This is a genomic window from Paenibacillus sp. A14 (assembly GCF_036864815.1).
Taxonomy (GTDB): Bacteria; Bacillota; Bacilli; order Paenibacillales; family Paenibacillaceae; genus Fontibacillus; species Fontibacillus sanfengchensis.
This window is the reverse complement of record NZ_JBAGJD010000002.1, coordinates 368,156-387,216: the sequence shown is the minus strand read 5'-3', so window position 1 is coordinate 387,216 and position 19,061 is coordinate 368,156. Positions and strand designations below refer to the sequence as shown.

Annotated in this window: 12 protein-coding genes; 10 read left to right on the top strand and 2 right to left on the bottom strand. The window is 57.2% G+C overall.

Features of this window, described 5'->3' with window-relative positions:
* Window positions 1–147 precede the first annotated feature (147 nt).
* The 3 genes from V4U88_RS06140 (at window position 148) to V4U88_RS06130 (ending at window position 4,681) form a co-directional block, all read left to right on the top strand.
* Complete coding sequence (locus V4U88_RS06140; RefSeq protein ID WP_334072380.1) at window positions 148–1,752, top strand: bifunctional metallophosphatase/5'-nucleotidase; 1,605 nt, start codon at window positions 148–150, stop codon at window positions 1,750–1,752.
* 491 nt (window positions 1,753–2,243) lie between these two features.
* Window positions 2,244–2,792 carry a class I SAM-dependent methyltransferase gene (locus V4U88_RS06135; RefSeq protein ID WP_334072379.1) on the top strand — a complete coding sequence of 183 codons (549 nt, stop codon included), beginning with the start codon at window positions 2,244–2,246 and terminating at the stop codon, window positions 2,790–2,792.
* Window positions 2,793–2,980: 188 nt separating this feature from the next.
* Entirely contained in the window at window positions 2,981–4,681 is a 1,701-nt protein-coding gene (locus tag V4U88_RS06130; RefSeq protein WP_334072378.1) for a methyl-accepting chemotaxis protein, read from the top strand.
* Between the two features lie 314 nt (window positions 4,682–4,995).
* Here V4U88_RS06130 and V4U88_RS06125 read toward each other — a convergent pair whose 3' ends face one another.
* Entirely contained in the window at window positions 4,996–5,625 is a 630-nt protein-coding gene (locus tag V4U88_RS06125; protein ID WP_334072377.1) for a YkoP family protein, read from the bottom strand.
* A 249-nt stretch (window positions 5,626–5,874) separates the two neighbouring features.
* On the opposite strand from V4U88_RS06125, the gene V4U88_RS06120 reads away from it, so the two are divergent.
* The 7 genes from V4U88_RS06120 to V4U88_RS06090 all read left to right on the top strand — a co-directional run bounded on the left by V4U88_RS06120 (window position 5,875) and on the right by V4U88_RS06090 (window position 17,324).
* Window positions 5,875–8,490, top strand: a complete 2,616-nt coding sequence (locus tag V4U88_RS06120) for a DUF2339 domain-containing protein (RefSeq protein WP_334072376.1) — start codon at window positions 5,875–5,877, stop codon at window positions 8,488–8,490.
* 219 nt (window positions 8,491–8,709) lie between these two features.
* Window positions 8,710–12,786 (top strand): tail fiber protein, encoded by a 4,077-nt coding sequence (locus V4U88_RS06115; protein ID WP_334072375.1) that lies wholly within the window; start codon window positions 8,710–8,712, stop codon window positions 12,784–12,786.
* A gap of 193 nt (window positions 12,787–12,979) precedes the next feature.
* Window positions 12,980–13,213, top strand: a complete 234-nt coding sequence (locus V4U88_RS06110; RefSeq protein WP_334072374.1) for a hypothetical protein — start codon at window positions 12,980–12,982, stop codon at window positions 13,211–13,213.
* Between the two features lie 91 nt (window positions 13,214–13,304).
* Complete coding sequence (locus V4U88_RS06105) at window positions 13,305–14,174, top strand: MBL fold metallo-hydrolase (protein WP_334072373.1); 870 nt, start codon at window positions 13,305–13,307, stop codon at window positions 14,172–14,174.
* 147 nt (window positions 14,175–14,321) lie between these two features.
* Entirely contained in the window at window positions 14,322–15,518 is a 1,197-nt protein-coding gene (locus tag V4U88_RS06100) for an MGDG synthase family glycosyltransferase (protein ID WP_334072372.1), read from the top strand.
* A 17-nt stretch (window positions 15,519–15,535) separates the two neighbouring features.
* Window positions 15,536–16,747 carry an MFS transporter gene (locus V4U88_RS06095; protein WP_334072371.1) on the top strand — a complete coding sequence of 404 codons (1,212 nt, stop codon included), beginning with the start codon at window positions 15,536–15,538 and terminating at the stop codon, window positions 16,745–16,747.
* A 46-nt stretch (window positions 16,748–16,793) separates the two neighbouring features.
* A complete protein-coding gene (locus tag V4U88_RS06090) occupies window positions 16,794–17,324 on the top strand; it encodes a phosphatase PAP2 family protein (RefSeq protein WP_334072370.1) in 531 nt (176 codons plus the stop codon).
* A gap of 152 nt (window positions 17,325–17,476) precedes the next feature.
* Here V4U88_RS06090 and V4U88_RS06085 read toward each other — a convergent pair whose 3' ends face one another.
* Entirely contained in the window at window positions 17,477–18,688 is a 1,212-nt protein-coding gene (locus V4U88_RS06085; RefSeq protein WP_334072369.1) for an MFS transporter, read from the bottom strand.
* Window positions 18,689–19,061 lie beyond the last annotated feature (373 nt).

The window sequence follows — 19,061 nt, the reverse complement described above, 5'->3', positions numbered from 1 at the left end:
ACTATAAGGACGGACTATTAACGGGGGGTTAGACAAATGATAATTTTTTGTAAAGTGATGGAAATTTAATATGGATCTGAAGATTGGCTGCTAGAATCGGAGGAGGAATAAGAGAATAAGAATGCGATTAAAGGGGAATACGACGGGATGAATACGAAACTGGACGAAAAGAAAAAGCAGCTCACGACCCTCACTATTTTGGCGACGAGCGATATTCACGGGTATATTTACCCCACCGATTACCGGAACCCGGACGAGCGTCCGCTCGGTCTGGCCAAGCTGGCGACGCTGATCCGGCAGGAACGCCTCGGCGATCCCGACCTGCTGCTGCTGGACAATGGGGATCTGATCCAGGGTTCACCGCTGGCCGCGTACACGTTCAAGCAAGGGGAGGGGACCCACCCCGCCGTGGCGGCGCTGAATGAGCTGGGCTATGATGCGGCCGTACCGGGCAACCATGAGTTTAACTATGGACCGGACCTGCTGCGCCGGGTGATGGAAGAATCCGCCTTTCCCTGGTTGTCGGCCGGAATTACGGACAAAGCAGGAGAGCCGGCGTTCGGGGCTCCTTATATCGTAAAAATGGTGGGGGCCATCAAAGTCGCCGTACTCGGCGTAACTACGCATTATATCCCCAATTGGGAAAACCCTGCGCACATTCGGGAATTTGAATTTCACGATGCGCTGGAAACCGTTAAGAGGTGGGTGCCGCGGGTTCGGGAGGAAGTTCGGCCGGATGTCATGATCGTCTCCTATCACGGGGGATTCGAACGGGATTTGGCGGAGGGCGAACCGGCCGAGCGGCTGACCGGAGAGAATCAGGCCTACGCCATGTGCGCGGAGGTGAAGGGCATCGATGTGCTGATCACGGGGCATCAGCACCGGCTGGAGGCCGGCGAGGTGAACGGCGTGGTGATCATCCAGCCGGGCTGCAACGGGCAGGCCTTGGGGAAGATCACGCTGGAGCTGGAGCGTGATGGGGACGGCCGCCGCTGGGCGATCCGCGGCAAGCGGGCCGAGCTGCTGAAGCCCGGGGCGGAGACGGCGCCGGATGCCGCGGTGCTGGCGCTATGCCGGGCGCTGGAGGAGCGGACGCAGCGGTGGCTCGATGAGCCGATCGGCCGCACGGACGGCGGCCTGCGGCTGAGCAGCCCGCTGGCCGTGCGGCTGGCGGAGCATCCGTTCATCGAGTTCGTCAATCGCGTCCAGATGGAAGCCGCCGGCGCCCCGGTATCCTGCACGGCGCTGCTGAACGAAGCCTCCGCCGGATTCGGCGAGGTGATCACGCGGCGGGACGTGCTCACCAACTTTATGTACCCGAACACGCTGGCCGTGCTCCGGCTGACGGGGCGGGACATTCGGGCCGCATTGGAGCAGACGGCGCATTATTTTACGGTCGGTCCGGACGGACAGCCCGCCGTCAACCCGGCTTACCTGATGCCGAAAGCCCAACATTACAATTACGACATGTGGGAAGGCATCGAATATATCCTGAATATCGCCAATCCGGCGGGCAGCCAGGTTAGCGTTTTGCGGTACGAAGGGAAAGACCTGGCGGACGACCTTGCGGTGGATGTGGTGATGAACAATTACCGGGCCGGGGGCGGCGGAGACTACGACATGTTTAAAGGAAAAGAAATCGTCCGCGAAATTCAGATCGACACGGCGGATTTAATCGAAGCTTATATTGCGGAGCGGGGAACGATTCCGACGGTGTGCAATCATAATTGGAAGGTGGTTGTGGAGGGGTGAGATAAAGCACGCGCAGCGGTCGGGCGGATGGATAGCGGCAAATAGAGTCGCTATTAAGCCCAAATGGGCGGACACGGCCATAGTTGAGCCAAGGGCGTCTCCTGGGCGGTGGATTAACGGGAAAACCTCCCGGTAATCGACTCGCGAATGGACAGGGGCAAGAATTACCCGGAAAAAGTACCGCTAATTTGCCAAAATCGGGCCGGATTGGCCGAAATGGGCTGAATTAGCGGGAGGAATTCCAGGTAAATGGCCAGGAGCCCGCCGGGTGGGCGAAATTAACGGGAGGAAATCCCGTTAATTCGAGAGAACGGCTAGAGCGGACAATACACCCAGAAGTTCGAGGCACTCAGGTGAAGGATGAGTTAGTTGAGTGATATGCTTGGCATGCGGTGTTAGGGAGCGGTAGAGGATGGAGGCAAGAGCAGGCACGTTTTCTTTCCTTCCGGCTCCTCAGCATTCCTTGTACAATGGAGCGAGGAGGCTGAAGGATGATGACAACCATGAACTTCATTTTATCCGCTGCTTTAATCGTTCTCTTTCTGCTGGCCGCCGGTTCCATTGTGTATTCCAGCTGGCGAAACGGAATTTCGCCGATGCCAACGGGCTCGGCCGTCCGGCGCCAGGTCATGGCCGAACTGAGGCGGGTGCCGGACGCAAAGGTGATGATCGAAGCCGGGTCCGGCTGGGGAACGCTGGCCTTGGAAGCGGCCAGGAGCCGGCCTGACCTGCAGGTCATCGGGATCGAAAATTCTCCCCTGCCGTGGGCGGTATCCCGGTGCTTGACGCGTTGGGGGGCTTTTCGAAATGTAGTGTTACATAGAAGGGACCTGTATGCGTATCCTTACGGCGAGGCGGATGCCGTGGTGTGCTATCTGTATCCCGGCGCCATGACCCGGCTGGATGGGATTTTTCGCGAAAAACTGAAGCCGGGAGTGCGGATCATCAGCATTTGTTTTGCGCTTCCCGGATGGAAACCGGAACGGGTGATCACCTGCGGAGATATGTACCGGACGAAAATCTACGTTTACAAATCCTGAATTATGACATTAATCGACAATAACATTTACAAAAGAAGCGCGAAATCCATTTTATTCGACAATAATCGATTTATTCATACAAATCTTAGATTTCCCCCTTATAATGGACTTACTTCCGCTGCGGATTGACGATGAGCAGGCCCGGTTTGGAAGAAATCGGTTGACCATGAAAGGGTGGATTTGTACATATGATGAGCGGAAAGCGTATGAGCATCGGCACCAAAATCAATCTCATCGTCGTTGGCATTTTGTTGCTGTTTTCGACGGCTACGGCTTTTGTCGCTGTGGAACGGATGAAAAAAGGAATCGAGTCCTTCGCGACGGCGAAATCAAAGAGCGACCTGAAATTGGCTTCCCGATGGCTGGAGGCTCGGTATCCCGGCGCTTGGGAGATTCGGGATGGCCGGTTATACAAGGGGAAGACCCTGATTAACGGTAATGAGACGCTTGTGGACCAAATCGGGGAGGCCACCGAGGACACGGTTACGATTTTCCAAGACAAAGTCCGGGTGACGACGAATGTGATCCATGAGGGGAAGCGGGCGGTAGGAACCGAGGTTTCACAGCAGGTGGGGGACGTTGTTTTAAAAAGCGGCCAAAACTACTACGGTAAAGCGGTAGTGGTCGGAAAAACCTATCAGGCGGCCTATGAACCGATCAAAAGCGCCGACGGCAAGACGATCGGCATTTTTTATGTCGGAGCTTCACAGCATTTGATTGAAGAAATACAGCAGGATTTTATCTTTGCTTTCATAATTGTGGTGGGCATCGCGATCGCGGTGGCCTGTGCCGTGATCATTTGGTATATACGCCGGATGCAAAAGCGTCTTGCCGCCATGGCGTCCGCTATGGAGCGGGCGGGAGAAGGGGATTTCTCCGCTTCGATTCAAGACATGTCCGGCGATGAAATCGGCCATCTGGGGGGCGGCTTTAACCGGATGGGGGCCAGTCTCAAAGCGCTGATCCGTCAAGGGCTTGAGGCCTCGGAAAAGGTGGCGGCTTCCGCGGATCAGCTTAAGCATGTCGCGGAAAGAACAAACAGCGAATCGTTGCGGATTGCCGCTTCGATGGGGCAGGTCGCCGAGGGAGCGGAGAGTCAGCGACACAGCACCGCCGAAAATGCCCGGGCGATGGAAGAAATCGCCCAGGGCGTGCAGAATATCGCGATGCATACGGTCGAAGTCGCCGAATCGGCGAATCGCTCCCGGGAACAGGCGAATACGGGGGCGGGTTATGTGAGCCGGACGATGCGGCAGATGGACTCCATCGCCAATTCCGTACGCAATACGGACGAAGTTATTCAACTGTTGGATGAGAAATCCCGGGAGATCGCCGGCATGCTTGAACTGATTCGGGGCATATCGACGCAGACGAACCTGCTTGCGCTGAACGCGTCCATCGAGGCCGCGAGAGCCGGCGAGGAGGGGCGCGGTTTTGCGGTCGTCGCTTCCGAGGTCCGGAAGCTGGCGGAGCAGTCGGAGGCGTCTTCGCTGCGGGTGGCCGGGGTCCTTCAGGAAATCACACAGGATGTGGGCCGGTCCAAAGGGGCGATGGCGGAAGTGATGAAGGAGGTTCAAGCGGGGCTGGAGCTTTCGCGGCAAACCGGCCGGAGCATCGACGGCATCGTGGAATCCAATGCCCGGATCGCGGAGCAGGTCGAGCAGCTCGCGGCGACGGCGGAGGAGATGTCGGCCGGCATCGAAGAGGTCTCCGCTTCGGTGGCGGTGATCTCCGATATTGCGAAGGTCACGAGCGAAAATTCCAGCGAGGTGTCGGACTCCGCAAGAGCCCAGCTTGCCGCAGTCGAGCGGCTCCAGGAGTCGGTGGTGCTGCTGTCGCGGGTGTCGGACGAACTGCAGGGGACGCTCGGGCGGTTCAAAGTTAATTAATAGAAGCCCGTTAGCTGGGCAAGACGAAAAAGGGGGTCGCCCCATTCGTAGCGCTATGTTGCTGCGGTGGGATGGGCCTCCTTTTAGATTAGCTGGAATTTCTCCAGTTAATCTGGCTTATACCGCCTTATATGCACAAAATAGCTGGAAAACCTCCATCTAATTTTCAGTGATAAAGCGCTTATTCGCCTCGTAATATCGAATTACTGGGAGGTTTTCCCGTTAATCGCTCGTCCGTGAGTGGATTCGGGTTGATTAACGGGAGGAATTCCAGTTAATTATAGGGCGAACGTGCTGTGGAGGTAACGACGGCCCTACCCTGTTTGTTTCGCGGGGGAAAAACGCCGCAGCAGGGCGTTGCGGGACATGACCAGCCGCAAGGGCACCAATTTCTCGGCATGCGGGGCGATTCGCTGCCCGTTTCGCGGATGGAAGACCGAGAGCAGCAGGCGGAGGTAGGACGTGGTAAACGCGCGGAACGTTCCGTGTTTCAGCGGATGGGTTTCAAAGCCCAATCCGTGGGTAATCCCTCTGTGGAGCAGTGTAATGCCTTGGAGCGCTTTAACCTGCCCCAGCTTGTGGTGGGTTTCTATGTCCGCGCAGATTTCCCGCATGGAGCTGCGAAGCAGCCGCGCTACCCGCAGGGCGACCTGGTTAGCATTCTGGCTGCGCAGCATCTCGAGAATGATCCGGTTATCGAGGTGAAGCTCGCCGACCCAATCGCCCGGAACAATTTGCGTGCCGTCCTGACAATCGATGACCGGTCCGCGGTATTTGGTCACGAACATTTTACATATCCCGTAATTGCCGGAATACAGGGATCTCGCCCGGCTCCACCGTTCAAATCCCTGTTCCCAGGCCATCCATACGTATTGAATCCACCTTTTGAAAATAGGAGTAGCCGCCGCTTGCATCGGGAGCAACCTCGCTTTCCATATATCCATAATTTAGTCCATGATCGCTTTCAGTATAACGATTCGCCGGACTGATGAAACCCGGCGGACGTCGCAAACGCGTCCAGACCGAAGTCCAGTTTTCGGGCTGGACCTCGGCATTTTTCGGCTGGACCGGGGGACTTTGGAAGCATTTTTTGGGAACGAAGAACCGGCAGGAATCAACTTATTGTAAAATAGGATAGATTGCTGCTTCATAAAGCGGTATTTTCCGCAAGTCATTGTACATGGAGGAAGGGAATGAAGGATTTTAGGGAACGGTTAAATGACATCAAGAAGGCACAGAACCGGCTCGCCCAAGAGTACGAAGTGCTGTTGGCGGAGTACGAGAGTACGGGCGATGTTGCCAAGGAAAATGAAACGCTGCGGCAGCGGTATTCCGAATATCAGCGCCGGGTAGAGGAATTGGAGACCCGGCTGCGCGAACTCGAGCGGGAAAACGGCGGCCTCCGGGCGGTACTGTCCGAACAGCAGCCTCGGGAGATTACGGCGCCGGATCAGATGTCGCAGCAAAGGCTCGAGGCGCATTTTTCCGCGGCCCGGCATGAGCACCAGAGCCGGCTGGATGCGATCGAGCAGGGGGCGAAGGAGCGGCTCCGCCGGTTCTATGAACAGGCGGACAAATACCTGGAGGCGGACCAACAGGTGATCGCCGCCAAGCTGGCGCAGTTCGAGGAGGAGCTCGGCCACCGTATGGGGGCTCATCGGCAGCATGCGCTGGAGGGCGAGCGCCAGATCCGCAGCCAAGCCGCGCAGGCTTATGCCTCGCAACCGGCCCTGACTGCGGGACCAGCCGCGGAGAATCAGGCCGCCATGACTTCTGCGCCGATGTATCAACAGGGGCAGGCCGAGAAGAAGCGGGAACGGCTGGAGATGAGGATCGGCCTCAACTGGATCAACAAGCTGGGGATTCTGCTGATTCTGCTTGGCGTGGTAGCGGCGTTCCAGTACTCTTTTTCAAACTGGTTCAGCGGGTATGCGAAGGGAGCATCCTTCTTCCTGCTCGGTATCCTGATGCTGGGCGGCGGGGAATGGATGTTCCGGCGAAAGCAAAAAACGTTTGCTCTCGGCTTGCTGGGCGGCGGGATTTCCGTGCTGCACGGCTCGGTATTCTACAGTTATTTTTTGCTGGATATCATCGGCTTGACGACGGGACTTGTCCTCTCCGTGCTGGTTACGGCGGCGGCTGTGTTCTTGTCGCTGAGGTACGATTCCCGGACGATTTGTGCCTTCGGTCTCGCCGGCGGGTATCTGCCTTTATATTCGTATATGATTGCGTTTGGTCTGCACGAAAACACCGTTTATGCGGCGATGGGCTATCTGCTCCTGCTTAACGCTTCGATTCTGGCGGTTTCCTTCCGCAAGCGGTGGCTCGTCATTCAGTACATAAGCTTCGCCCTGCATATGGCGACCATGTTGATCCTTACAGCCATAGCCGACAACGCGGCGGCAAGCATGGTTTACTCGGTCATCGCCTTTCTCATGTATCTCGGCATCACGCTATATGTGCCGTTCAAGTATGGCTCCAAGCTGTCCTGGTGGGACTTCAGCCTGCTGGCCTTGAATACGGTCATCAGCTGCAGCACCTTGCTCGGGCTGCTGGAGATCGCCGGCTGGGACGCCTGGCGCGGCGGGCTGGCGCTGCTCTTTTGCCTCGCCTATCTGGGACTTGCCCGGTTGTCCCGCAAATACCTGGCGCAGGAAAAAGAAACGCGCCTGTTGTTCTATGGGACTTCGCTTACGTTTTCCCTGCTCATTGTCCCGTTTCAGTTCGGCATTCACTACATGTCGTTGGCCTGGCTGGTGGAGGGGCTTCTGTTGTCGGTGCTCGGCCATCTTTACCGTTACAAAGGCCTGGAGCGGATCGGCTGGGGAATTATCGGACTTTGCGCCGGGGCGTTTATCATCATCGACTCGATGATCAGTTTGCTCGGCTTTGATTCGCTGGATTTTGCCTGGAAATATACATTCATCTCCCTGGGGATTTTTGCCCTCACCGTATTCTACGGCATCCGGCTGCAGGATGAAGGGGATGCCCGGCGGTACAACCCGGCGGATCGGACGATGCTCCGTACAATCAAATACACGGCGATGGTGAATATCTGGCTCTACCTGCTTTACGAGACGGGCCGGATTTACAACCATTTCATGCCGGTATGGTCGGACCTGTACGAGTTTTACGACAGGCTTCTGGTCTCCGCGGTCACGCTTGCTTTGGCTTACGGCTTATCTAAAGCCGCATTCTTGCACGACTTGTTCGTAAAATACTATGTCCGGGTCTTGTATGCCTGCGGGTATCTGGTATGCGTAGTGTTGACGATGTCGGTGTCGGCCCTCCAAGAGGTGTCCCATTACAACTCGGCCGGAAATTATATCTCCATTGTGATTTTGGTCGTGTTCAATCTGATGGTGTTCTTCAGCGGACGCGACCTGATCGCCGGTTTGCTGGAGCCCCATCCGAAGCGTCGGGAATGGTATCCGATTATTCTTGGGGTATACCTGCTCGGAATCATTTCGGCCTTCCTGGCCGTCCAATTCCATTTGGGCGAGATCGGCTGGCTGTTTAGCCTGGTGTACCTGCTGCTGGCGATCGGCTATATCATCTACGGATTTCGCTACAAGTATTTGCAGATCCGGCGCATCGGTCTGGGACTAACTTTGCTGGCGACCGGCAAAATGCTGCTCTTCGACCTGGAGCTCATGACGACGGCCAGCAAAATCGCCGCTTATTTCAGCTTTGGCGTAGCTTTGCTGGGCATCTCTTATATTTACCAAAGGGTGTCGAATAAAATATCGGCGGAGGCGGCGGAGCGCGCGAAGCCGCACGAGGAACAAGAGGAAGTACAACCTAGCTAGGAACCACGGTCGGTAGCAGTTTGTTTGCCAGATCGCGAAGTCGAGCTGAAGGAGCAAAAGCCTGATTCAGAGGAAGCGAAGCCTCTGGGTCAGGCTTTTACGTGTTATACGGAAATTGAGGAAAAATATTCAATTACAATAGATCGATTTAGTAATATAATTATTTTTAATCTATTAATTTTAAAAATATTAAAATGAAATCGATCGGGGGCTGTTTCATTGAATCGAATCAAGAATCGGGGGCGAGCCGGCATCGTCGGGAAAGCCCTTCTGGCACTTTTCTTAATGGTGCAGCTTGTGCTGGGAGGCTTCTTCCCGACGGAGCAGAAGGCGCAGGCTGCGGCCTCTTATCCGTTTATAGGAGAAATTCGCCTGTTTCCGTATAACACGGGGGTTAACGGCTGGATTTATTGCGCGGGCCAGGAGCTGCCGATTGCGGGAAACACGGCTTTGTTTGCCATTATCGGGAACAAGTTTGGCGGTGACGGCAAACGCACATTTGCCGTACCGGATTTAAGGGGATATGAACCTCTTAAAGGGACAGGGTACTATATGGCTCTGGAAGGGACTTATCCAAACTTTGAAGATTCGGACCACGGGGAGCAGAGAGAATTAGGCGAGGTCCGGATGTTTCCCTTTTTTCCGGGGCGTTATTTGCACGGATGGTTGCCAACTGATGGCGGGACGCACATCGTAGCGGAATATCCCGAGCTGGCGGCCATGCTGGGAGACAAATTCGGGCCGCGGGAGGATCCGCAGTTTTTTCAGCTCCCGGCCATAGAGGTTCCACCCTTGGTTGATGACCAGGGCCGTCAGGCGTTGTCGTACTATATAGCCACGTCAAAAACTTCGTCATCGCTTGGGGACACCGACTATTACACCGGTGAGCTTGTGGCTTTTCCGATGAAGTGGGCGGGGTCTCCGTGGGCGGAAGCCGATGGCCGGGCGGTGCCCAATGCGGGAAATGAGGAGCTGCTGGGGTTAATGAACGGGTTGTACGGAGAGGGGGCGGATTCTTTCAAGCTTCCGGACCTGCGGAATAACGCGCAATCTTTGAGCTATTATGTTGTTGGTAAAGGCATTATTCCGCTTCGAGGGCTCGATCTTCCCGAGCCGCAGCCTGACGGGTATGCCGTCGCTCCGGACAATACGCTCGCCGTTAATCGCCAAAACGGGGTGCTAAGCAATGATGCGGATGGGGTTACGGCTAAAATCATGGATTCTCCGGCGCATGGAACGATCCAATTCAATAAGGACGGCTCCTTTACTTACCGTCCGACCGCAAGCTATACAGGTATGGACGAGTTTACCTATATCGCCAGCAACGATAACGGAAGCAGCGAAAAGACGAAGGTAACGCTGACGGTCGAGGAATTGGAGCCGACCATCAGCGGGGTGACGGACGGCGCTGCTTACCGAAGCGATGTGACGATTGAATTTGCGAACGGGACAGGCAGGCTGAACAACGCTGCTATTGCCAGCGGATACACGGTTAGCCAGGAAGGCGCATATCAGCTGGTTGTGGCATCTCCCTCCGGCGTGAAATCCAAAACGGTTGCCTTTACGATTGACAAAACGGAACCGATGGTAACGGGGGTTACAGAAGGCGGAGTATACAATACGGCCGTTACCGTTTCTTTTGACGAAGGTACGGCCCTGCTGAATGGAGAGCCGTTTGCGAGCGGCGGCACTGTAACCGCGGAAGGTGTGTACAAACTGGAAGTGACCGATAGCGCGGGGAACAAAACGACGGTGAATTTCTCGCTCTACCATTCTCGGGTCGTCACCTTCGACAGCAACGGCGGATCGCCTGTAGCCGGCCAAACGGTTAATTATCAGGAAGCCGCCACCGTTCCGGCCGATCCGGTCCGGGATGGCTTCCGTTTTGCGGGCTGGTTTGAGGATCGCCTGCTCGTGACGCCGTTCGACTTCTCGACACTGCTGACGCAGAGCATCACACTCTACGCCAAATGGATCGACACGGCCGCGCCGCTGCTTGTTTCGTCGTTACCGGCAAACGGTGCGCGGAATGTTCCGGTGACGACCGCTCTGGAAATGAGCTTTAACGAACCGGTAACCCCGGTGGCGGGGAAATTCATCCGACTGACCAAGCAAAGCGACGGCACGTTGGCGGATCAGATACCAGCGGAGGATGCGGTAAACCTTGGCGGGAACCGATACCGGGTCGACCGGGGCGTCTCGCTCGAATATGACACGGAATATTACGTGGAAGTCGACCCCGGTGCATTTGTTGACGGAGAAAATAACGGGTTTGAAGGAGGGGCCGGACCGCAAGGGTGGAGGTTTAGGACGGAACGCGCACCCGTGTCGGCTCCACCCGCCCCAACCGACCTTGCGGCGATTCCCGGTAACGGAGCGGTAACCCTGAACTGGAGTACGGTGACGGGGGCAACGTATTACGAAGTTTATCAAGGGACGGCGCCGGGAGAATATGGGGATCTTCCGGTCCATACCGTTACGGACGCCGTATACAACGCGGAGGGGTTGACCAACGGAACGACCTATTATTTTGCGGTAAAAGCAGGGAACGCGGGAGGGACCAGTGCCTATTCAAATGAGGCGGCAGCGACGCCTGCGGCTCCGGCCCCGCCGGGCGAAGCGGATTTAAGCGGCCTTTCGATTTCGAGCGGAGTGCTGCGACCCGGCTTTGATCCGGCAGTTGCCAATTATGCGGTCAGTGTTCCGTACAGCCTGACGCAGCTCGCGGTCACGCCTGTTGCGGCCGATCCGTTTGCACGGATTACGGTAGCGGGAGTATCGGTGCCTTCCGGCAAAAGCTCGCCTCCCGTCGATTTAAAGGTGGGCTTGAATTTTATCGAAATTCGCATTGAAGCGCAAAATGGCGGCTTGAAAACTTATGGCATCACTGTAACCCGGGAAAAAGAGGAGCCGCAGCAGCCCGGCCCGAATCCGGGTTCCGGATCAAACGGCGGCTCCAGACCATCCAGGGGGAGCGGCTCCGGCGGAGCAAACCCGGGAACCTCGGCTCCTGTACCGTCCCGGCAAGGACAGCTGGAAGTGCTGGTTAACGGGCAGGCTTGGCAGGAACCGATCGGCAAAGCCGTTATGCTGGGGAAGGAAGGGGGAGCCGGAGCCGTATGGTCGGCCGAGTTGAATTCGGAGGGCCTGGCGAAGCTTCTGGCCCGTTCAGTTCCGGAGTCGGTCATCGAAATCAGCGCCCCCGAAGGAGCGGAGGCCACGGAAGTACTGCTGGACGGCCGGACCCTGCTTGCATTGGCGGATAAAAAGGCGGTTTTGGCGGTTCGCACGCCTTTGGGCTATTACCGATTCCCGGCAGACTCGGCAGCGGCGGGGCAGCCGGGGTTCAGCGCCAAGATTTCCATAATGAAAGGCGACCCGACCGAGCTGGCCGCCCTGCAAAACGCCGCATCCCGGGAAGGGTTTAACCCGGTCGGAACACCGGTGAACTTTACGGTCACGGCTTCCTTTGCAGGCAAAACCGTCCCTGTCGAGCGGTTCGACGCCTTCGTGCGGAGGGAGATCCCGCTTCCGGAAGGCGTGCGGGCGGACAGCGTAACCGGGGCCGTGGTGGTCGAACCGGGCGGTACGGTTCATCCGGTGCCCTTCTATATCGAAGAGCGCGGCGGCATCCGGTTTGCCGTCATCCATAGTCTGACGAACAGCACTTACGCGCTCGTCGGCAAACCGGTCGCTTTCGCGGATATGGCGCATCATTGGGCCGGGGCCGCAGTCAACGGCCTCGCTTCCAGAATGATCGTCCGCGGAGCCGACCCGGCGCATTTCCAGCCGGACCGGGCCGTTTCCCGCGCGGAGTTCGCCGCGATGCTGGTTCGCGCGCTGGGCTTGAACGAACGGAGCGATGCGGCCGCCGGGTTCACGGATGTCACGGCGAACGACTGGTTCGCCGGGGCCGTGGCTCGTGCAACCGAGTATGGCCTGATCCAAGGCTATGAAGGGAGCGTATTCGCGCCGGCGCGGACGATTTCGCGCGAAGAGGCGATGGTCATGATCGGACGGGCCGCGGAACTCGCGGGACTGCCGGGGCCGGCATCCGCCGGAACGGCCAACGCCGAAAGCCCGGCCGATGGGCCGCTCCCCGCCTTTGCGGATTGGGCGGACGTCAGCGCGTGGGCGAAGCCCGCGGTAACCGCCGCCGTCCGGCAGGGGCTCGCGGGTGGCAGCGGCGGCAAACTGCTGCCGCAAGACAGCATCACCCGGGCCGAAACCGCGGCCTTGATCGAGCGTTTTCTGGTGCAAGCCGGTTTGATCGGCCGCGGCGAAGGCGCGGAATAATGGAAATCCCCCGAAACGGGTATGGCACAGCTAGGGAGCTGGCCTGCTCGTTCCGGGGGATTTTTTTGAGGCGTCATTAACTTGAGGCGCTCCGTTAATTTCACAACACAGTCCCCCGCTATGTAACTTCCCGGCCCCCTACAACGTTTAACTAGTGAAGAAGGATAGAACGGAAGAAAGGTAGCGTTGCCGGATGTCCACATTGCTCATTGTTGAAGCCGAATATGGCGCTGTTGAAGGCCGATGCGCTTTACGCAGGGGACTCAGCTTCATCATTGTGCTGATCGGCGTGCTGAACTACAATAATACGGTCATCACGGACATGCGTGTCCGTGTGGCCGATCTTTTCCGTGATACCGTTCCTGCCGCTCCTTTCTGCGGCCGTCACCCTGACGGTCTGCCGCCTGCCCAAAGGCCTCGATCGTAAGAGGCTGCGGGAGGCGGAGTGAACGTAAAAAATTGGTAGTCATGTTGTCCATGGCTTCTGTATACTACTTTCAGAAGGAGATGAGTGTACAATGAGCCGTTTTGAACGAATCAGCGAGCATATTCATATCATGCATGCCGAGCATGAGACGGATCGGCCGATTCTGGCCCATATCCGGGGCAGCCGTAAGAGCCTCCTTATGGACGCGGGCAATTCCCCTAAACATGCGGCTCAGTTTCAGGAATATTTGCGGGAGCAAGGGCTGCCGAAGCCGGACTATGTGGTGCTGACCCATTGGCACTGGGATCATACCTTTGGGCTGCCGGCCTGGGACGTGCCGGTGATTGCCCAACGGCTCACGGCGGAGACACTGCGTCCGCTGGCGGATCTTCAATGGTCCGATGCGGTGCTGCGGCAGCTGTCGGATGAGGGCATCATCAGCGATCGCACCATCTCCGATATGAAGGGCGAATATGAGGATATCGCCGACATGCGGGCAATCGTGCCCGACCTTCTTTTTTCGGACGGACTGGATATCGACCTGGGCGGGGTGACCTGCTCGGTACATCATGTAGGCGGTGACCACGCGGAAGACAGCTGTTTCCTCTACGTAAAAGAAGACAAGACGCTGTTCCTCGGCGATGCGCTGGGACCTTCGGTATACGGCGGACCCCCATCTTATACGCCGGCCCATTTTTTGAAGCTGATGTCCCAAGTGTACGGCTACGGCGCGGAAATTTACGTGGAGTCTCACGGCGAGCCGGCGGAAAGGCAGGCTTTTCACGAGGATATCGGAAGATGGGAACAGTTTGCGCGGATCGTGGAGCGGTTTGGGGAAGACTCCGAGGCTGTCGCCCGCGAGATGTGCGATTACTTGAAAACGGAAAGTCTGCCGGACGAGTTTCGGAGCGCGATGGATTATTTTATGGCGGGATTGCGACGGAAGCCTAATGACAAGTAAAAAAGACATTTTCTGGACTATAGTCGGGGAGTTCCCCCGACGCCTGCCCGGTTTCGTTCACTTTGATCTTTTATATACTATTTATCGGAAAGTGAACAAAAGGAGCGGGAGAAACGTTAATATCGGTGGAAAGGCAGGTAGCTCGTCTTGAGAGATTTGAAAATCGTCATCCTGACCGCCGGATACGGTAACGGCCATATTCAGGTGTCCCGGACACTGCAGCAAACATTTTACCGGCGGGGGATCGGCAATGTCAGCATTGTGGACCTGTACCGGGAAGCGCACCCCGGCATGAACTCGATCTCCCGCTATTTGTACCTGTTCAGTCCGTACTTTTCGACGTATGGACTGGATTATTACGGCTGGAGTTATTACGCCACCCGGAATGCGAAAACGAACAGCGCTTTTGCGAAATGGAGCGGGTGGCTCGGCGTAAAGAAATTCGTCGCCATTCTGAAGGAACTGCAGCCGGATGCCATCATTTGTACTTTTCCTTTCGGCGGAATTTCCGAGCCATTGAAAAAGAACGGAATCTACGTTCCCTGGTTCACCGTCGTCACCGACTTCAGCCTGCATAACCGTTGGCTGCTTACACGCTCCGACCGCTTTTACGTGGCGACCGAGGATTTGAAAGCGGAGATGGTACGGCGCGGAACCGACCCCGATGCCATTACGGTTAGCGGTATTCCGGTTCGCGATCCGTTTTGCAAGCCTGCTGCGTCACGGCGGGAACAAGCCGAACCGCGCTCCATTCTGATTATTATGGGGGCGTTCATCCCCCTGCCGAATATTCAACTGGTCACTGCAAAGCTGCTGGCTTTGGAAAATGTGCGGGTCGATATCGTCTGCGGCGGGAACGACAAGCTGAAGCGGAGGCTGGAGCGTCGCTTTGCTGGGAATGACCGGCTTCGTCTGTTCGGATATGTCGAGGAGATCCATGACTGGATGCGCCGCTCTTCCTGTGTGATCACGAAAGCCGGCGGCATTACGCTGTCCGAGGCGATCCAAATCCGCACGCCGATCGTTATTTACCGGCCTTTTTCCGGACAGGAGCTGGAGAATGCCCGATACTTGAAGCGCAAAGGGGCGGCGTCGGTTGCCTCGAGCGTGGGCGAGTTGGTGGAGCAGGCCCGCGAAATTTTGGATTCCGAAGAAAAAAGAAACGAGATGATCAGGCAATACGAGGCCCTCGCCGTAGGTCACGCATCCGATACGATTGTAGAGGATGTGCTGAGTACGGTGGCGGAGATGCCGGTCAGAGCCGGAGAGGAGTACCGCCGTCAGGTTGTTTGCGTCGGCGGACCGCTGACCGAGGATGATAAACCAGATAAATATGGAGTATAGGAGAGTTTAGTAAATTTATGAAGCGATCAGCACAATCCGCATGGCGGAGTCAATTTTCTCCTTCTTTTCTGCATCGTTCAGCAATTTTGTTTTTGACCGAAATGGCTCGAAGCGCTTTTCTGATTTCCTTTCTTCCCGCCTTTGCGAAAGAACAGCATATTACTTTGGCGGCTGTTGGAGTGGCGATCTCGGTGCACTATTTGGCCGACACCTTGATCAAGGTCGTAGCGGGATACGTGCTCGACCGGTTTCCGGCCCGGCTGATCTTGAACTTGTTCTTGCTGCTCGGCCTGCTTGGTTTGCTCGTTTCCTATGGCGTGAGCGCCCCTTGGGCCATCATACTCGGGGCCGGATTGATCGGCATCGGGGTATCCCCCGTATGGCTGCTGTGCCTTTCGCAAATTCAGGAGGACAGCCGGGGCTCGCAAATGGGTTCGGTCTATACGATCTGGCTGGTGTCTCTCGGGCTTGGCCCGGTCGCGGTCAACTTTTTGATCGACCAGAGTTATGCGCTGTCGTTCTGGCTGCTCGCCGGATTATGGTGTGCCGGCTGGCTGCTGGCGGCCGTGGTTAAAGTCGAATTCCCGTCCGCCAGTCAAATTGCCGCGATTCCGTTCGGGCAGCAAGTGCGGGAGATGAAGAACAAGCTTAAGCAAATGAAGCCGCTCGTTCCGGGCATGATCGTTCAGACGATGGCGGCGGGGCTGCTGGTGCCGGTGCTGCCGAGCTTTGCTTCGGAATACCTTGCCCTGGATTACTCGGGATATTCCATCGTCTTGATGGCCGGCGGAGCGATGACCGTGCTCCTGCTGATTCCAATGGGCCGCCTGGCCGACAAGTGGGGACACAAATGGCTGTTGATCGTCGGCTTTGGCGCTTTGGCCGCTTGCCTGGGGCTGCTTATTTACTCCCGGCAGATGTTCAGCACCATGCTCCTCGCGGTCTGCCTCGGTGCCGCTTATGCCGCCGTGCTGCCTGCCTGGAACGCGATTCTGTCCTACTTTGTCCCGGCCGAGCAAAAAGCGACGGGTTGGGGCGTTCTCTCCGGCATTGAAGGAATCGGCGTCATCATCGGGCCGATGTTGGGCGGATGGATGGCCGAGAGCTTCGACGCGACGGTAACGGTGGGCATCAGCGCCGTGCTGCTGTTCGCGATTACGATATTTTACTGGGTCCGGCCCGTCAGTTCGTACAAGACCGCCGGACAAAAGGCAGGACAGCCGCACTAGCCGCACGCCCTGTTTATAAGTTTGCTTCCGCTTGGAGTGTGGGGACATGAAAAACCGCTATTATCTTAGAATGCGCGAATATGACAACCGGCTGTTTTTGTGGTGCAACCACAAGATGCGAAAACGCTGGCTGGATGGGCTTCTGAAAAAAATCACCCATTTGGGCAGCGCGGCTTTCACTATTGGCTGCGTCCTGTCCGTGATTCTGTTTGCGGAGGGACCGTGGCGGCGGACCGGCTGGCTAAGCTTGATTGCGTTGACGGTGAGCCATCTGCTGGCCGTGTTGGTCAAGAACGCGTTTCAGCGTGTCCGGCCTTATAATGCCTTGCAGCAGGCCAACATCGCCATCCTTCCGCTGAAGGATTATTCTTTCCCGTCGGGGCACACGACGGCGGCGTTCTCCGTCGCGATTCCTTTTCTGTTCGTGGCCCCGGGGCTGGCGCAAGTCCTGCTGTTGATCGCATCGATCGTCGGCCTGTCGCGGATTTACCTGGGCGTGCATTATCCCTCCGATTGCCTGGCCGGCTGCTTTCTCGGAACGGGAACAGCCCTGCTGGTCGTGCTGGGGGCGTCATAATATGACACATAAAAAAGGTGAGCTAAGCTGTTGGCTTAGGTCACCTTTTTGCGATGTAAAATACCCGGGAAAACTCCCGTTATTTCCGCCAAACTCCGCAGCGGCCGTCGGATCCTGCCCGGCCACGCCGCTTCCCCAACGGTCCGGCCGGCCTACGCCGCCTCCCGCCTGCGCTCGCCGATATAGCTGATTGCGCCAAGGATCAGCGCGAGGCTGACGAGCAGCGAGCCGATCCACGGCAGCGACGTCAGGCCCAGGTGGGGGATAGCCAGCCCGCCGATGAAGGCGCCGGCGGCGTTCCCCAGGTTGCCGGCCGAGTGGCTGGAGGTGGAGGCGAGGGCCGGCGCGGCCTGGGCCAGGCTCATGATGCGCACCTGAAGGCCGGGCATCACCCCGAACGAAGCGACGCCCCAGAAGAATATCGTGATGACCGCCAGGACCGGGCTCTGAATCGTGAAGGTGAAGACGCCGAGAAGAACGGCCACCAGCAGATAAAGCCCGAGCAGCGATGGCATCAGCTTCCAGTCGGCCAGCCGGCCGCCCAGAATATTGCCGATGGTCACGCCGCAGCCGAAGATGACCAGAATCCAGGTCACGCTGTGCTCGGCAAAGCCGGTGATGTCCTGAAGGAGCGGGGCGATGTAGGTAAAGACGGCAAACAGACTCGTATTGCCGAGCGCCGCGATCAGCAGGAACAGCAGCAGCTTCGGGCGCAGCAGCGAGCGGATTTGCTGGGCTATTCCGCCGGGCGCTTCCTGGCGCAGCCGCGGCACGAGCAGCAAAATGCCGGCCAAGGCGATGACGCCCATGATGGCGATGGCGCCGAAGGAGGCACGCCAGCCCAGCTGCTGGCCGATGAAGGTGCCGAGCGGCACGCCGACGATATTGGCGATGGTCAGGCCGGCCATCATGATCGAGACGGCGCCGGCGCGCTTCTCCGGCCGGACGAGGCCGGCGGCGATGACGGCGCCGACGCCGAAAAACGTGCCGTGGGTCAGCGCGGTCAGTATGCGCGCCGCCATTAAAACCGTATAATTCGGTGCAAAGACGGAGATGCCGTTGCCCAAGATGAACAGGATCATCAGCAGGCAGAGCAATCCTTTTTGCGGGATACGCTGGGTCAGCAGCGTCAGGATCGGGGCGCCGATCGCTACGCCCATGGCGTAGGCCGTAATCAGCTGCCCGGCGGTGGAGATGCTGACATGCAGGTCAGTCGCCACATTCGGGAGCAAGCCCATGATGACGAATTCGGTCATGCCAATGGCGAATGAACCGACCGTCAGCGATAGGAGCGCCACGGGGAACGGTTCTTTTTTGACGGAGGCCGAAGCCTTCGTTTCACTAAGAGACGGTGTGGAATTCATAAAGTACAACCTTTCTGAAGATCGGGTCTTCCCATATTGAATGCGGTGCAGGACAATAAGCTCCTTTGTGACCGCTATGATTCCCCCGTAGCCGAATCGGGCCGAAATAGCGCTCTAAAACAAAAGGCCGCTAATGCGGCGTTACAGCACTTTAGCCTTTAATTTAACGGGAAAACCACCCGTTAATTTTCGTCTACTGGGCCTCGGAGAGGATTTAGCTGGAAAAACTCCATCTATTTCGCGGTCCAAACCGCCGTTATAGGCAATTTCAGGCGAATTAGCGGGAGGTGTCCAGCTAATTTGCTCGGCAGCCGCATAGGGTACCAAATTAACAGGAGAAATTCCCGTTAAATGGGTGCCCGTCCCTCATTTT

Bases quoted from the DNA above. Each gene is read 5' to 3' on its own strand.
- V4U88_RS06120 (WP_334072376.1), top strand. From the start codon at position 5,875: ATGAAGGATTTTAGGGAACGGTTAAATGACATCAAGAAGGCACAGAAC.
- V4U88_RS06090 (WP_334072370.1), top strand. From the start codon at position 16,794: ATGAAAAACCGCTATTATCTTAGAATGCGCGAATATGACAACCGGCTG.
- V4U88_RS06140 (WP_334072380.1), top strand. From the start codon at position 148: ATGAATACGAAACTGGACGAAAAGAAAAAGCAGCTCACGACCCTCACT.
- V4U88_RS06130 (WP_334072378.1), top strand. From the start codon at position 2,981: ATGATGAGCGGAAAGCGTATGAGCATCGGCACCAAAATCAATCTCATC.
- V4U88_RS06110 (WP_334072374.1), top strand. From the start codon at position 12,980: ATGTCCACATTGCTCATTGTTGAAGCCGAATATGGCGCTGTTGAAGGC.
- V4U88_RS06135 (WP_334072379.1), top strand. From the start codon at position 2,244: ATGATGACAACCATGAACTTCATTTTATCCGCTGCTTTAATCGTTCTC.
- V4U88_RS06095 (WP_334072371.1), top strand. From the start codon at position 15,536: ATGAAGCGATCAGCACAATCCGCATGGCGGAGTCAATTTTCTCCTTCT.
- V4U88_RS06125 (WP_334072377.1), bottom strand. From the start codon at position 5,625: ATGGATATATGGAAAGCGAGGTTGCTCCCGATGCAAGCGGCGGCTACT.
- V4U88_RS06085 (WP_334072369.1), bottom strand. From the start codon at position 18,688: ATGAATTCCACACCGTCTCTTAGTGAAACGAAGGCTTCGGCCTCCGTC.
- V4U88_RS06105 (WP_334072373.1), top strand. From the start codon at position 13,305: ATGAGCCGTTTTGAACGAATCAGCGAGCATATTCATATCATGCATGCC.